At 47.0% G+C, this 13,493-nt stretch carries 9 protein-coding genes; 5 read left to right on the top strand and 4 right to left on the bottom strand.

Annotated features, from left to right (window positions below):
* Positions 1-67 precede the first annotated feature (67 nt).
* Positions 68-793, top strand: coding sequence for a cytochrome c (locus tag F3J22_RS18165; protein WP_167019364.1), 726 nt, complete (start codon positions 68-70; stop codon positions 791-793).
* Between the two features lie 11 nt (positions 794-804).
* On the opposite strand, the gene F3J22_RS18160 is transcribed toward F3J22_RS18165, so the two are convergent.
* Complete coding sequence (locus F3J22_RS18160; protein ID WP_167019363.1) at positions 805-1,638, bottom strand: AraC family transcriptional regulator; 834 nt, start codon at positions 1,636-1,638, stop codon at positions 805-807.
* Between the two features lie 95 nt (positions 1,639-1,733).
* On the opposite strand from F3J22_RS18160, the gene F3J22_RS18155 reads away from it, so the two are divergent.
* From F3J22_RS18155 to F3J22_RS18140, 4 genes are all read left to right on the top strand, one after another.
* Positions 1,734-2,897, top strand: a complete 1,164-nt coding sequence (locus tag F3J22_RS18155) for an MFS transporter (protein WP_167019362.1) — start codon at positions 1,734-1,736, stop codon at positions 2,895-2,897.
* 3 nt (positions 2,898-2,900) lie between these two features.
* Positions 2,901-3,626 (top strand): metallophosphoesterase, encoded by a 726-nt coding sequence (locus F3J22_RS18150; protein WP_167019361.1) that lies wholly within the window; start codon positions 2,901-2,903, stop codon positions 3,624-3,626.
* Positions 3,627-3,797: 171 nt separating this feature from the next.
* Complete coding sequence (locus tag F3J22_RS18145) at positions 3,798-4,739, top strand: tetratricopeptide repeat protein (RefSeq protein ID WP_167019360.1); 942 nt, start codon at positions 3,798-3,800, stop codon at positions 4,737-4,739.
* A gap of 3 nt (positions 4,740-4,742) precedes the next feature.
* Entirely contained in the window at positions 4,743-5,753 is a 1,011-nt protein-coding gene (locus F3J22_RS18140; protein WP_167019359.1) for a hypothetical protein, read from the top strand.
* A gap of 66 nt (positions 5,754-5,819) precedes the next feature.
* Here F3J22_RS18140 and F3J22_RS18135 read toward each other — a convergent pair whose 3' ends face one another.
* The 3 genes from F3J22_RS18135 to F3J22_RS18125 all read right to left on the bottom strand — a co-directional run bounded on the left by F3J22_RS18135 (position 5,820) and on the right by F3J22_RS18125 (position 13,449).
* Complete coding sequence (locus F3J22_RS18135) at positions 5,820-8,255, bottom strand: DUF4982 domain-containing protein (RefSeq protein WP_167019358.1); 2,436 nt, start codon at positions 8,253-8,255, stop codon at positions 5,820-5,822.
* 203 nt (positions 8,256-8,458) lie between these two features.
* Entirely contained in the window at positions 8,459-11,578 is a 3,120-nt protein-coding gene (locus F3J22_RS18130; RefSeq protein ID WP_167019357.1) for a glycosyl hydrolase, read from the bottom strand.
* 8 nt (positions 11,579-11,586) lie between these two features.
* Positions 11,587-13,449 (bottom strand): family 20 glycosylhydrolase, encoded by a 1,863-nt coding sequence (locus tag F3J22_RS18125; RefSeq protein WP_167019356.1) that lies wholly within the window; start codon positions 13,447-13,449, stop codon positions 11,587-11,589.
* Positions 13,450-13,493 lie beyond the last annotated feature (44 nt).

Genomic DNA, 13,493 nt, shown 5'->3' with positions numbered 1-13,493 from the left:
GAATGAAAAATGCACTTATATTAAGAAGAGGGTTAGTATCTTCATATATAATAATCTTCCTATCCCTATGCGTTTACGTTATATCACCCTGATACTGCTGCTGGCTGCCTGCAACCCAGGCCCCACCGACTGGCAACCACTTTCCTGTGGCCCCTTTCAGATTAAAACACCTGTGGGCTGGCGGACTTTCGAATATTCTTTTCATCAGGAGGAAAGAAAAGGGATTACCAATGGGCAAGATTCACTATTCTATGATTATGGTCCTTATAATTTAAATATTGGTGGCTACGAGGAAGATCATGTTTTAAATGCCAGCGATACTGTCAACGGACTGCCAGGCGTATTGATGATACCGGATGATCCTGCAGAAAATTATGTAAGATTGCACATTCCACAGGCTTTCGGGAAAAACAATTTTAAGATCCGGGGATGGAATCTTTCCAATAAAGAGCAGATCTTACGAATGTTAAAAACAATTACGTTTCCTAATAGTGATACCACAAAAAACCCTCCGCTCTCAACTGAAAAATTTGTGAAGTCACCTGTGCTTAGCGGGAGGTCTCTACTCCAAATGAACTGCGCTTCCTGTCATGCTGTCCAAAAAACATTGGATGGCCCTCCGTTGTTGGATGTATTTAAAAAAAGAGACGATACATGGGTGCTGAAATTCCTTACCGACAGCACCTTTATGGCACAAAATTCTACGACCAGCAAATTTGGCTATCATACGCTATATCCCCGGTTTACCTTACTGGAAGTGATATTGCTGGATGAGTATATTCATGGGAATTAGGCATCAATCCCCTACTCCCCTTTCCTGAACTTCAGCGGACTCACACCTGCCTGTTTCGTGAAAAACCGAGTAAAGTGACTGGAATCTGTAAACCCGAATTCCTGCGCTATTTCCGTGAGGGTGGCATCACTGTTACGCATACGTTCCTTGATGGCTTCCAGTTTCAGGGAACTGACATATGCACCCAAAGACATGCCCATATTGTTTTTGAACAAGGCTTTCAGGCTCGATACGGATATACTGAACGCGTGACTCAGCTGTTCCATGGTCAGTTTCTCCGGAAAATAGATATTGGCGTGAATATAGTGTTGTATCCGCTCGATTTTCGTAATGCCATAGCCCGTATGCGCGCTTTGTGCAGTATCCATTCCTCTGTCGAGCGTGAGCAGCAATGCCCGTAATAAATGTGTGTGCACCTCTGTTGCCTGGTGGTTGTTATCCAGCCATTCTGCTACCATTAGCTTTATCATTTTCTTGGCGCGGTTCAGGTGGCTGGGTTCACAGGCCGCGGCGCCACCGGCTTTCCATTTCCTTACCAGGTCGTGGAGGAGGTGGTCCCAGTAGTCGGAGGAGGAAGTATTGATACCACCTTTCAGTATGCCTGGCAGGAACTTGATTACATTAAACTCCGTTTCCGTTTCGATGAAATAGTCGTGGCTATCTTCTGGCAGGAGGAAAAATATGGTCTCTCCTTCGTACCTCGTTTTCACGGAATTCAGCTCATGTATCCCGCTCCCATAGCGAATAAACATCAATTCATAATGATTGTGGTTATGCAATGGGAATGGCCAGGTTAACGTGCTGAAATGCCGTATAAACAGTGGCTCAAACTGAACAAGTTTCATATCAATCTGACTTAAAATACAAAATATATACCCAAATATACAATTCTCCCCATTACCGGCCAGCTAAGTTTGCAGTATCAAGCGAATCATGTTTTATGTCCGATAGTAGAAGTAAGTATGCCATTCCGGTGATGTCCTTTTCCGCCGGTACCATTGTGGCCAATGTGTATTACAGTCAGCCTATTCTCAAACAGATTGCCGGCAGCATAGGCGCCACGGAAACGACTGTAGGTAAAATCCCTATGCTGGCGCAGATAGGCTATGGTGCAGGGATGTTCTTCCTGCTGCCGCTGGGCGATAAAGTCAACAGGCGCAAGCTGATACTCACGCTCGCAACACTGCTGGCGGTATTCCTGGTATTATTTGCCAATGTAAGCAGCCCGGCACTTTTGTACAGCCTGGCGCTCCTGACAGGTATCTGCTCCTCTCCCGCGCAGATCATCCTGCCCATGGCAGCCACACTGGGCACCGAAAACAGGGGTAAAAACGTTGGTATTGTATTCAGCGGTATCCTCTGTGGTATTATCGGCTCAAGAATACTCAGCGGCCTGCTCACCGACCTCTGGGGCTGGCGTAGTGTATTCATTGCCTCCGCAGTATTAGTGATCATCAGTATTATTTTACTATATCTTTTTTTACCGGCAGTAGCACCGAAGTTCAGCGGCAGCTATACTAACCTGATCGCCTCTACGCTGCAACTGATCAAACGTTACAAAACATTGCGGCAGGCAGCACTCTTGGGGGCCTTCTGTTTCGGTATCTTCTGCTCCTTCTGGACCACCCTCACCTTCCACCTGAGCGGGGCGCCGTATAATTATTCGTCCAGCACCATCGGCTCCTTCGGTATCATCGCCATTGGCGGCGCATTGGTAGCGCCGTATTTCGGAAGGCTGGCAGACCGCGGCCAGGTATTTAAAAACCTCTACATCACGGTAGGACTCCTGATCGGAAGTATTGTGTGTATGCTAATATTTCCCTTATCAGTGCCGGTACTGGTAGGCGCTGTATTCTTCCTGGACATAGGCGTACAGGCCACACAGATCACCAACTTCACCAGGATATATGCCCTCGACGAGGAAGCCCATAGTCGCCTCAATACCGTGTACATGACCACCTATTTCATCGGAGCGGGCACGGGCACCTTCTTTGGCCTCCTCAGCTGGACCATCGGCGGCTGGCATGGCGCACTGCTACAGATGCTGCTATGGAGCGGCATCGCATTGATGATCGTATACCTTTCCAAAAAAGAGAAATTATAACCCATGATACAGATCGCCGTCATCAGCGATATACACGCCAACATTATAGCGCTGGAAGCCGTACTCCAGGACATCGCCGCCAGAAACATCACGCAGATCTATTGCCTAGGCGACCTCGTGGATTTTGCCCCCTGGGGCAATGAGGTAATCGCTTTAATCCGTGACAGGAATATTCCCTGCCTGCTTGGCAACCATGATGAGCGCATCGCTTTCGACAAACCCGTCATCCCGCTGCCACACCACGATGTACACGAAACCGCTTGCAGACATACCGCCATCGCCTATAGCAAGCATACAATCACCGCTGCCAATAAAAGATGGCTAGCGCAATGCCCCTACCACTTACAGCTTACTTTTAAAACCGGTAACCGCTACAGGAAAATATTGCTGGTGCATGGGAGTCCGCGTAGCAACGAAGAATATATTTATGCGCCGGAATACGCTACTGCCGCAGCTATGCTGGAAGATAAAAGCGTTGATGCGTTACTGATGGGCCATATCCATCAGTCGTATATACAACGACACGATCAGCTACTGGTAGTTAACTGCGGATCAGTAGGCAGAAGCCGGGAGCCAGACCGACTGGCCACCTATAGCGTGTTGCAGATCAGCGAAGCAGGTGTGGACGCGGAAATCATCAAGCTGTCTTATGATAATAAATATGTAGCGCAAGCAATTTATAATAGTGAGATACCAGATTTTTATGGAGATTTTTTATTAGGCAGATGATCGAATAATATATTCGAAGTAGCAGCTGATGTTATCAGGATTTTTTCGAATATCATCACATGATAAATTTATAAACCTGTATGTTGTTCATTTTAGGGTAAAATACACTGTTATCGAAAATTTTCCATAATTTTCAGTAACCGTTATGTGAATCAACCACCCTGAATAACCATGAGATATATTCCTGATCTGATCCCCAGGGACTTTAGCATTAAGCAGGATTACTTTAAAAAAGCTGTCAGTACTGTAACTCCCTTTAACAAAACGAAAAGGGTGATAAGTATTGTCATTGCCTGCATTTTCTTTCTGTTTGCACTGGCAAATATTACCCATCCCCCGCTATTCATGCTCGCTGTAATACTGGGTCTGGGATTATTACCTGGTGTACACCGCTGGCTTGAAAAGAAGCTACGGTTTAAGTTTACCACCAAAATAAAAGGAGGCGCATATGCGATAGCATTCATTCCTTTCCTGGCGGCCGTCTCTCATTTTAGTGCCATAGACACCAACAGGAGGCAGGAACAATTGCAGCACGAAAAAGCGATTACGCAGCAACAAGCCCTTACCGCCCGGGAAGACAGCTTACGTAAAGTCACGTTTTATGCTGCCGTGTCGTCGCTCAAAGAGCACCAGGCAAAAAAAGACCTGAGCGACAACCAAATAAATCAACTGGTATCTCATCTTGATTCTATCGCTGTCCAACAAACGGAAAAAAGCGATATAGCAACAATAAAATTTACTGTTCAGCAGGAGCAGTCATTAAAACTGTTATCAGGAGGCAAATACCAACAGGCATTAGTCATATTAACTGATTTATTGTTCACCGCACCGAATGATGCCACGCTACTATATAACCGGGCATTATGTTACGATAAGCTGGGCAATCAGGAACTGGCTGTCAAAGATCTAAAGCTGGCCATGGAGGCAGGAAGTACTTCAGCAAAAACTTACCATAATAAAATTAATCCTGAACGAAAAAGAGTGACTGGCTATGTGACCAGATGTTGTGACGGCAGTACATCCTCCGCAACCGGCCGTGGCGCCTGCTCCTGGCACGGCGGTGTTTGTAACTGGAACGAACCGCAGTATGAAACCTATAGAAAATATGAATAGCATATGACTAGTTCCCCTTTCCAGACATATCCGCTAAGAAAACCCAGCACGCTCCAGAAATTTTTCAAACAGGCTGTTGAAGAAAATGCGGTAATCGAAATCAATAATCTTCTGGCAGAAAATGATATTAAAAAAATATCATCTACCCAAATACAAAACATCAACAGCAGATATGGTATTGATACATTGAAAGAGTTCTCACTGAATATGCTTGAATTCTATAGTGTATATCTTAATTTCGGTCTTCGCAGGAAGCTACCAGACCTGAAAGATCTCCTGCTGCACCTACAGGAAATATTACAACTGACGGAAGAGCAACTCCAGCCCTACTTTAAAGAAATGGGTGAACAGTATTACCGGCAGGCCGTTTCTGAAGCTATTAAAGATGGCACCTACAGCGAATCCGATGCTACCAGACTTGTATCTCTCGCTCAAATAGTAAAGCTGTCGCCATCAGTTGCCAAAACTATTAACGCTCATATAAGGGAAGAAGCACTCATGTCAATGGTAGAAGGCATATACAAACGTAAAAGGCTATCACCATACATTAAGTCAGAACTGTTCAGTAAAGCTCAACAATTAGGTATCGAGTTATCAAATTATCCGGATACTATAAAAAAGCTGGCAGAACTTGAGCATTGGTGGGAATTGGAAAACCACCCCTTAACTCCTGTGAATGTCAACATTGAATTAAGCCGCCAGGAAGAATGCTTTTTTGAGGCACAAAAAGTCAGCTGGTTCGAACATAGAGTGGTACGCAAAGGAGTTTCTGTACCGACTTTAATCAAATCAGGAGAACTTTATCTGACCAACAAACAACTTATTTTTATTAGCACAGAAGGCACCTCCAAAATACGGCTGGATAAAATAATGAAGCTATCACATGTCGACAAAGGCATTGAGGTGATCAAAGACAGCGGCAGGCACCCGACCTTCCATATCAATGCTACAAAAAATGAGGCCTTTTTTATTATATTGAAAAGACTGGTAGCAGACCACAGCAGCCATTCCTGATAATCTGAAATAGTGATGGCGGCTCCGGGGAGCCGCCATCACTATTATTACAATATCATCAGTTACTTACTTAGCCACGATATCTACTTTCCCTGCTTTCAATCCCTCACCGGTAACATTCAGCTGTATGCTTCCTGCTTTTTCAGCAGACTGCACCAGCACCACCAGTTTACCGTTGAAGGTTTTCATAGTAGGCAGCTGAAACTGTTCCAGCGAAGTTGCATCCCCATTGCAGGCAGCCTTGAACACGCCATTGCCACTCACGGAGAAACGCAGCTGTGCTGTAGCGGTAGGACAAAAATTACCATCTTTATCTACCACACTCACCGTCACAAAGGAGATATCACGACCATCAGCCTGGAGGGTATTTCTGTCTGGCTCCAGCAGCAGTTTATAAGGCTTACCGGCAGTAACAATGGTTTCTTCAGCGGCAGGTTTGCCATCTTTCCCGAAGGCTACCACTTTAACGGTGCCCGGCTCATATTTTACATCCATCCACATCAGGCGGTACCTGCTCTGATGGGTGGCATTATTTTTCTTTTGCACGCCCATGCTCTTCCCGTTGATAAACAACTCGGCACTATCGTAGCTGGTATATACGAAAACCGGTGTCACCTGTCCTTCTCTTCCCGGAAAATTCCAGTGTGGCAGTATATGTAAGGTAGGTTTATCCTGGTTCCATACACTCCTGTAAAGGTAGTAGCGGTCTTTGGGGATGCCCGCCAGGTCACATATACCGAAGTAGGAACTACGGGAAGGCCACTTATCATCGTATGGTGTTGGCTCTCCCAGGTAGTCGAAGCCTGTCCATACAAACTGTCCGATCACCCATGGTTTATCTTCCTGTAAAATAAAATCCTCTTCCGGCAAATTAGACCAGTTGCAATATTCCAGGTCGTAGGAAGACGATTGATGATCATCATACTGTTTATCCTTTGCTATTACTAACGGGAACTTATATACGCCGCGTGAACTCACGGTGGAAGCCGTTTCTGAGCCCAACAGGAGACCTTGCGGAAAGGCAGTATATGCTTCTTCGTACAGGTGTGTACGGTAGTTCAGTCCGGGTATATCCAGCAATGCGCCAAATCCCGACTGCATGGTAGCCTTTACCTGGTCCATGCCAACGGTAACGGGCCTGGTAGGGTCTTCGCGGTGAAAGATATCCTGCAGCCATTTTGCACGTTTTACGCCCTCAGCACCCCATTGGTCGGGCACTTCATTACCGGCAGACCACATCACGATACAAGGATGGTTACGGGTAGCATGTACCAGGTTCACTACGTCTTTCTCTGCATCCTGTTCAAAAAATCTGGCGTAACCATTTTTCACTTTGGGCTTCGCCCATTCATCAAAGCTCTCTGCCAGGAACATAAAACCCATTTCATCCGCCAGCTGTAGCTGCTCCAGCGATGGCATGTTATGTGAGCTGCGGATGGCATCACAGCCAAGGTCTTTCAGGATTTGCAGCTGCCTGCGTAGCGCAGCGATGTTGATAGCCGCACCCAGCGGGCCAAGGTCGTGGTGAAGGCATACGCCCTTGAATTTGCGCACCTTGCCATTTAAGGAAAAGCCCGTTGCCGGATCATATTTTATTTCCCTGATACCAAAAGGTGTGGTGACTTCATCCTTCAACACATCGCCGGCATAGAGCTTAGAAACTGCTTTATACAACACCGGTGTTTCCGGGCTCCAAAGCAAAGGCGCCGGCACCTGCAGGTTCTGGTCAAATTCACCGCCAAAGGCTTCCGTAGTGCTATTGGAAACCACTGTATTACCAGCAGCATCCAGGATCACGGTTTCCAGCCTGAGGCCTTTACCGCTGGTTTTTGTTTTGATATTTACCTTTGCAAAATCTTTTGTTATAATCGGCGTGGTAATATAAGTGCCCCACTGGTCAATGCTCTCTTTATTTTTTACGATAACACTTACTTTTCTATAGAGACCAGCACCGGGATACCAACGGGAGGACTCCGCCTCATTTTGCAGATGTACGGCCAGCTGGTTGCTGCCGCCCTGCTGCAACAGGCTGGTGATATCAAAATAGAAATAGTTGTAGCCGTAGTTCCAGTGGCCAGCCACCTGCCCGTTGACATACACCGTCGGTTCGCTCATCGCACCTTCAAATAGCAAAAGCACCTGCTGGCCTGCTTTATATTGGGGCAGCGAGAACGCCCTCCTGTACCAGCCTTCCCCGATATACGGCAAAGCCCCGGTACGCCCGGTCTTCTCCGAAGTTGTACGCTCATTGTTCTGCACAATAGCCACGTTCTGCTTATCTATTTCCTTATCAAAAGGACCATAGATTGCCCAGTCGTGCGGTACCGACACGGTTTGCCAGCCTGCATCATTAAACGATACCTGGTAGGCCTGGTCGTTCTTACCTTTGTAAAACTTCCAGTTATCAGATAGTTCGGTTACACTCCTCTCCTGCGCCGACAGGCTGTTTACAGCCAGCAAACACAGGAACATCAGCTTAGCGGTATGGGAAAAACGCTTCATATAATCAATTTTTAACGCGGAACTTTAAATGTCAGATTGACAAATTATAAAAAATCGCGGAGAAAGCGTAATATTTACATTTTAAGAATACTAATTTTTGCGTTAAATATTGCAGCCGATACCTTCGGTATCGGCTGGTTGGTTCCGCGCTGCGCGCGGTGGGCTATCTCCCGATAAAGTATATTTCGCATCCACTCACATCCTTAGCGTAATAATATCTTTATGTCATAATCATCCATCAATCCATAATCATACAAATCATACTCCCTGCCCGAAGGCTGAGATCTGACATTGTACCATTTTCCCGGATCTACCAAACCCGGAACAGGTTTGTTATAGAAAGGCCCTAAAACATTCTTCAGACTACCCGTTACTGTCACCTCAATTTTGTTGGCACCACGTTTTATGTACTTCCCGATCACTAATGTATTGGGTTCTCCCGTGATAATACCCGCCAGTGAATCATTTACCTTTACCGCAGCTACTGTGCCGTTCCATCTTCCTAAAACAATTTCATAATCCGTGACTGTATCCACCACAAACGTTTTCGTATACACTACACCGTTTCCATACAAGGGCATTCCCTGTTCCTTCCAGGAACCGAATCCCAGCGGCTGCGGCGGCACGATATCCCAGCCTTTTGCCGCTGCTGCCAGGTAGAAGTTGCCGAGGACATAAACGGGTTCTATCTCTGCATACACACTCATTGGTGACACAGTTACCGCAATTTCATTATCACCGGTTTGGACATACTTTCCAATAGCATATACACCATAGCTCCGGTCCAGCCACCATTGCCCCGGTTCATGCTGAATGACGGCACCATTGATTTTTACCTCCTTCCACAATCCCGGCTGTTCCACAACCGCTTTAAAATCTGTTGCGTTCACGCCGGGTTTCACGGTAAAGTGGTACACTGCCGTATAGCCGGTACCGGTAGCAAAGGTATCCCTGCGGGTAATGGCATCCCTGTACTGGGTGCGGTTATTCCATGGATTGCCCACGCCGTCGGTAAAGCCATGGTGCTTAAAGGCCGTATTGGAAGCCACGCCTACATGCAGGTTCGCATAGTTGGTGTCCGGATGCGGCAAATACAGGTCACAGAAATCGATGGTCAGTGAGTTAGCGGCGGCACGCTGAATGGTAGATACTGGCGTGCTGATAGTATTCCAGGCGCCTGGCTGTGGCATTGTCTTATATCCTGCTAATTTTTTATCTGCAATAAAAAACATACTGCTACCTGCCGGTGGAATGCTGCAACTGAATTGCACCCCATCTTTCTGTACCGTATAAGGGATGCGGGAAATATCGCCGGTATGGAGATCCAGCTGTAATACATCCTGTCCACGGGTAGTAATCCGCGCTTCGGATGCGGAAGTCATGCTGGCATTGGTGAGCAGCAACAGCTGACCATTACTTAACCTGCGCCGCTGGTGATATATATTTCCTCCAATGCTGTCGCCTTTTTCCGGGGAGATAGTAAAGCCATTATTTTTAAATAATGCAGATAGATTAATATTTGCTCCATATATTTTCCCTATATCGTGGAGCGCTTTATCAGCAGCGCCATCTACATATTGCAGCTGTTCAAAGCAAACTACTTTTCCGCCGGCAGCCTTGAATTGCTGCAACAGCTGAAACGTAGCGCGGTCAATATTTTCCATGCCCGGCGGCACCACTACTACCTTATAAGCTCTTTGCCCGATTACAAAACGCGCTCCCTGTACCTTACCATGATCTTTAATAATATTTTCCGATCCAAGATCATATTCCAGCAATGCACGCTGCATCCGTGTTACAAAGTCATTGAAGTTTTTGGTGATATCGAAGAAACGCTTGTTCTCTCCATCGCGCGCATAATACATCCAGGCAGACGTGGTGGGCTCAATGACCAGTATATCGTTGTATTGCTGCCCTTGCGACAACAAGTACGACAACCGTGTGTAATAGTGATTAATATAGCTGTAATACGTCCACCATGGCTCGTGATAGGAGAAACTAGGCGGATAGTCATATTTTCGTGCACCCGTCAGCGTCATAAAAGAAAGATGCTGGTTCAGGAAATTCACACCCAGTACAAATTCCCAGTCGGCCAGGCGTTTCATATCTTTAAATGTCAGCTCCCAGCCGCCGCCGCCATAGGTTTCAGAAAGCCGGCGCGTTTTGTTCAGCTGATTAGCCACACTTCCCAATTCCTTTACTGCACGGATGTTCCCAAACTGCACCGGTTTATCTTCATTGTACTGGTTAAACAACATATCTATACCGGGCATCTGATGCCAGGCATACATGGCCATGTTGTCAGGGCCATGATAGGGACTTGGCCAGCCATGTTCCCAGTAGTGGCCCGTCCAGGTAAGCTGATGACTGTTCATATAGGCAGCTACCGGCTTAGACCAGCGGTCTAAGAAGAGCTGCAGCAGTACCTGATAATAGTTATGGCGTATACGTTTCCAGTCGCCTACTTCCTTGAATAAGGAAGGCAATTGCAGCCGCAGGTCATAATGCCAGGTCTGGTAGAAGCGGTCAAACAAGTCGGGCGTCCAGCGTACGGAGTTACGCCCTTCATTGATGATGGTAGGCTCGTCAGAAAATACGCCTTTAATGGATTTACCAAACTCCTGTCCTATTACTTTTTCATAACTTTTATAGGCTACTTCAATAAATTTATCAGTAACACCTTTTGCCATCAGGTCTACATAAGATACGCCGATAGGGCCAGCCACAGAGCCTCTGTTGCCACGCTGATAGTTTACTTTCCTGAACAACAGGTAATGCCCTGTCTTCCCGTTTTCTGCTGATAAATTATTGGTGATATCCGCGTATCTGCCATTATCTTCTTTTAAAAAATAAAAATAGGGAGAAAGATCTGCGGGCAATCGCATGGTATCATCCATATACAACATCTGTCCCTGGTTATAGGCGGCAGGCATTTCATCTGCTACCAGTCCGCCGGCAAACCCCGTTGGATAAGAGTTTTCATCATATATCCAGATATTCAGTCCCAGCTTCTTCCCCTGCTGCACGGCGTACTCAAATAAATCGAACCAGTCTTTGGACAACCATTCTGTTATCAACCCCGGCCTGGCATGGATAATCACACCGCCAAAATCGTTTTTCCTATAGTCCTGCAACATGCTGTCAATCTGGTTCTTCGTCACCCGGGTATTCCATACCCAGAAAGGTACGGAGCCATAGTCGGCACCCGGGTTACGGAACCTGGCAGCCACGGTTTCAAAGCGTTGCAGGGGCTGTTGTGCGGCTGCGGCGGCACCTATCAATAACAGTACGAATAGTAAAGCATGGTAGCGAATCTTTTGCATAGGCTGATTTATTTTTCAGGTGCGGCACCGGTATTATCCAGTACGGTACGTGTAACAATACTCCGGCGGCCTGCCGGTGTGATAACGATGGTTTTTAGCGTGATCGCTTTTCCTTTGGGAACAATGATCGTCACAGGATTCGTATATACGTGGTCGTAGTCGCCCGGCGGCCGGTTATTCAGCGTGTAATAAACACGCGCTCCCGGTAGTGGCAACTGCGGCTCTTCAAATCTGAAAGTATCTGTTCTGAATGTTGTATCGGTATAATTAAACGCAGTGGGCACCCGGTAATTCATGCCTGCCTTATCGAAAGCCGCCAGGTGCACAGGTAACGCACGTTCTTCAAATCGCGTATAGTCTTTGGCGGTAGTATCCGTCCAGGCTGTTTCTGCCAGCGCCAGCATACGTGGTAGCAGCATGTACTGCAGTTTAGCTACAGCCGGTATGTTTTCTGTCCATACACAGGCTTCCACACCCATAATAAATTTACGTTCTTCTGCCGACAAACCTGCATATTCCGGATTATACTGATACGCTTTCCAGGCGGGCGCATCGCCGCCATGACTCGATGGCTCCTGATCAGAAGTACTCTGGGCATAGTCAAAATAAAGCCCGTTGCCGCCCGGCGCCAGTATGATATGCATTCCTTTCCTGATCTGTTCCGCGGCGCCTTTTTCACCAAAACGGTTCATGATGGTGATGCTGTCGTTCATATCTCCCGCTGCCACCTCATCCCAGGCGATCATCTTTTTATGTTTAGACAAGACAATCTTATTCAACTTTCTAATAAAATACGATTGCAATGCGTGCGCATCCTTTATCTGATGTGCCTTCATAAAAGCCTGTACGCGCGGATCTTTCTCCCAGAATGCCTTATAACATTCGTCTCCCCCGATATGAATATAGGGGTAGGGAAATAATGCCGCCACTTCTCCCATCGCCTTATCCAGGAAAGTATAAACCTTATCTTCCGTAGGGTCCAGGGAGTTATCTACGTACATTTCAAAACTACCGTTGGGGAACCATTTGGCGAAGCTGCTACCCGGACTCACTTTAATACTGGTATCCTTCGTTACGCATAGCTCCGGATAGGCCGCGATGGCAGCCATAGAATGGCCGGGCACATCTATCTCCGGCAGTATTTCGATGTGTCGTGCTGCGGCATAGCGGATAATATCCCGTACCTGCTCCTGTGTGTAGAAGCCGCCATCCGTGGGTACTTCACCAGGTTGCGGCGGCAGGGTATTGCCACTGAATTCTATCCGCGGCACGCGCCAGGCACCTACACTGGTGAGTTTAGGATAACTTTTAATTTCCAGTCGCCAGCCCTGGTCATCCGTCAGGTGCCAGTGAAAACGGTTCAACTTATAATAAGCCATCAGGTCCAGCAGGTCTTTTATCTGTGCTACGGTGAAAAAGTGGCGGGAAACATCCAGCATCAGGCCACGGTAGCCAAAGCGGGGCGCATCTTCTATGATCATTCCAGCAACCGAACCTTTTTCCGGGGCGGTGTTCAGCAGCTGCAGCAAGGTTTGCAGGCCATAAAACTGCCCTGCGTTTTTAGCGACAAGCGTAATACGTGCAGGCGTTACCGTTAATCTGTAGCCCTCTTCCGGCAACAATTCCGCTCCGGTACTGGTAATAAGCAGTTCCGGCTTAGTGGCAGCAGCTTTGCCGGTGATAATTTTATGCGGGCTGTTTAACTGTTTCACGAAATAAGCCACTGCCGGCGATTTCGCATCGTCTGCACGGATAACCGTCTTGGCGGTAAAGAGAAAATGACCTGCTGTCATCGTTATTTGCTGCGGCATCGGAATCAATGCCGGCGAGGCCTGCTGTGCTGCGACGTTATAGCTGCTACTGTACAGCAAGATTAAACAGCAGGTCCACATCTTTATAAATCTACTCCAAATCA

It is taken from the genome of Chitinophaga sp. Cy-1792, from assembly GCF_011752935.1.
Lineage (GTDB): Bacteria > Bacteroidota > Bacteroidia > Chitinophagales > Chitinophagaceae > Chitinophaga.
Note: the sequence above shows the minus strand (reverse complement) of the source record. Positions and strands in the feature narration are given on the sequence as shown.

What these genes read in the sequence shown, in the direction of transcription:
- F3J22_RS18165 (WP_167019364.1), top strand. Translation starts at nt 68, where the DNA reads ATGCGTTTACGTTATATCACCCTGATACTGCTGCTGGCTGCCTGCAAC.
- F3J22_RS18160 (WP_167019363.1), bottom strand. Translation starts at nt 1,638, where the DNA reads ATGAAACTTGTTCAGTTTGAGCCACTGTTTATACGGCATTTCAGCACG.
- F3J22_RS18155 (WP_167019362.1), top strand. Translation starts at nt 1,734, where the DNA reads ATGTCCGATAGTAGAAGTAAGTATGCCATTCCGGTGATGTCCTTTTCC.
- F3J22_RS18150 (WP_167019361.1), top strand. Translation starts at nt 2,901, where the DNA reads ATGATACAGATCGCCGTCATCAGCGATATACACGCCAACATTATAGCG.
- F3J22_RS18145 (WP_167019360.1), top strand. Translation starts at nt 3,798, where the DNA reads ATGAGATATATTCCTGATCTGATCCCCAGGGACTTTAGCATTAAGCAG.
- F3J22_RS18140 (WP_167019359.1), top strand. Translation starts at nt 4,743, where the DNA reads ATGACTAGTTCCCCTTTCCAGACATATCCGCTAAGAAAACCCAGCACG.
- F3J22_RS18135 (WP_167019358.1), bottom strand. Translation starts at nt 8,255, where the DNA reads ATGAAGCGTTTTTCCCATACCGCTAAGCTGATGTTCCTGTGTTTGCTG.
- F3J22_RS18130 (WP_167019357.1), bottom strand. Translation starts at nt 11,578, where the DNA reads ATGCAAAAGATTCGCTACCATGCTTTACTATTCGTACTGTTATTGATA.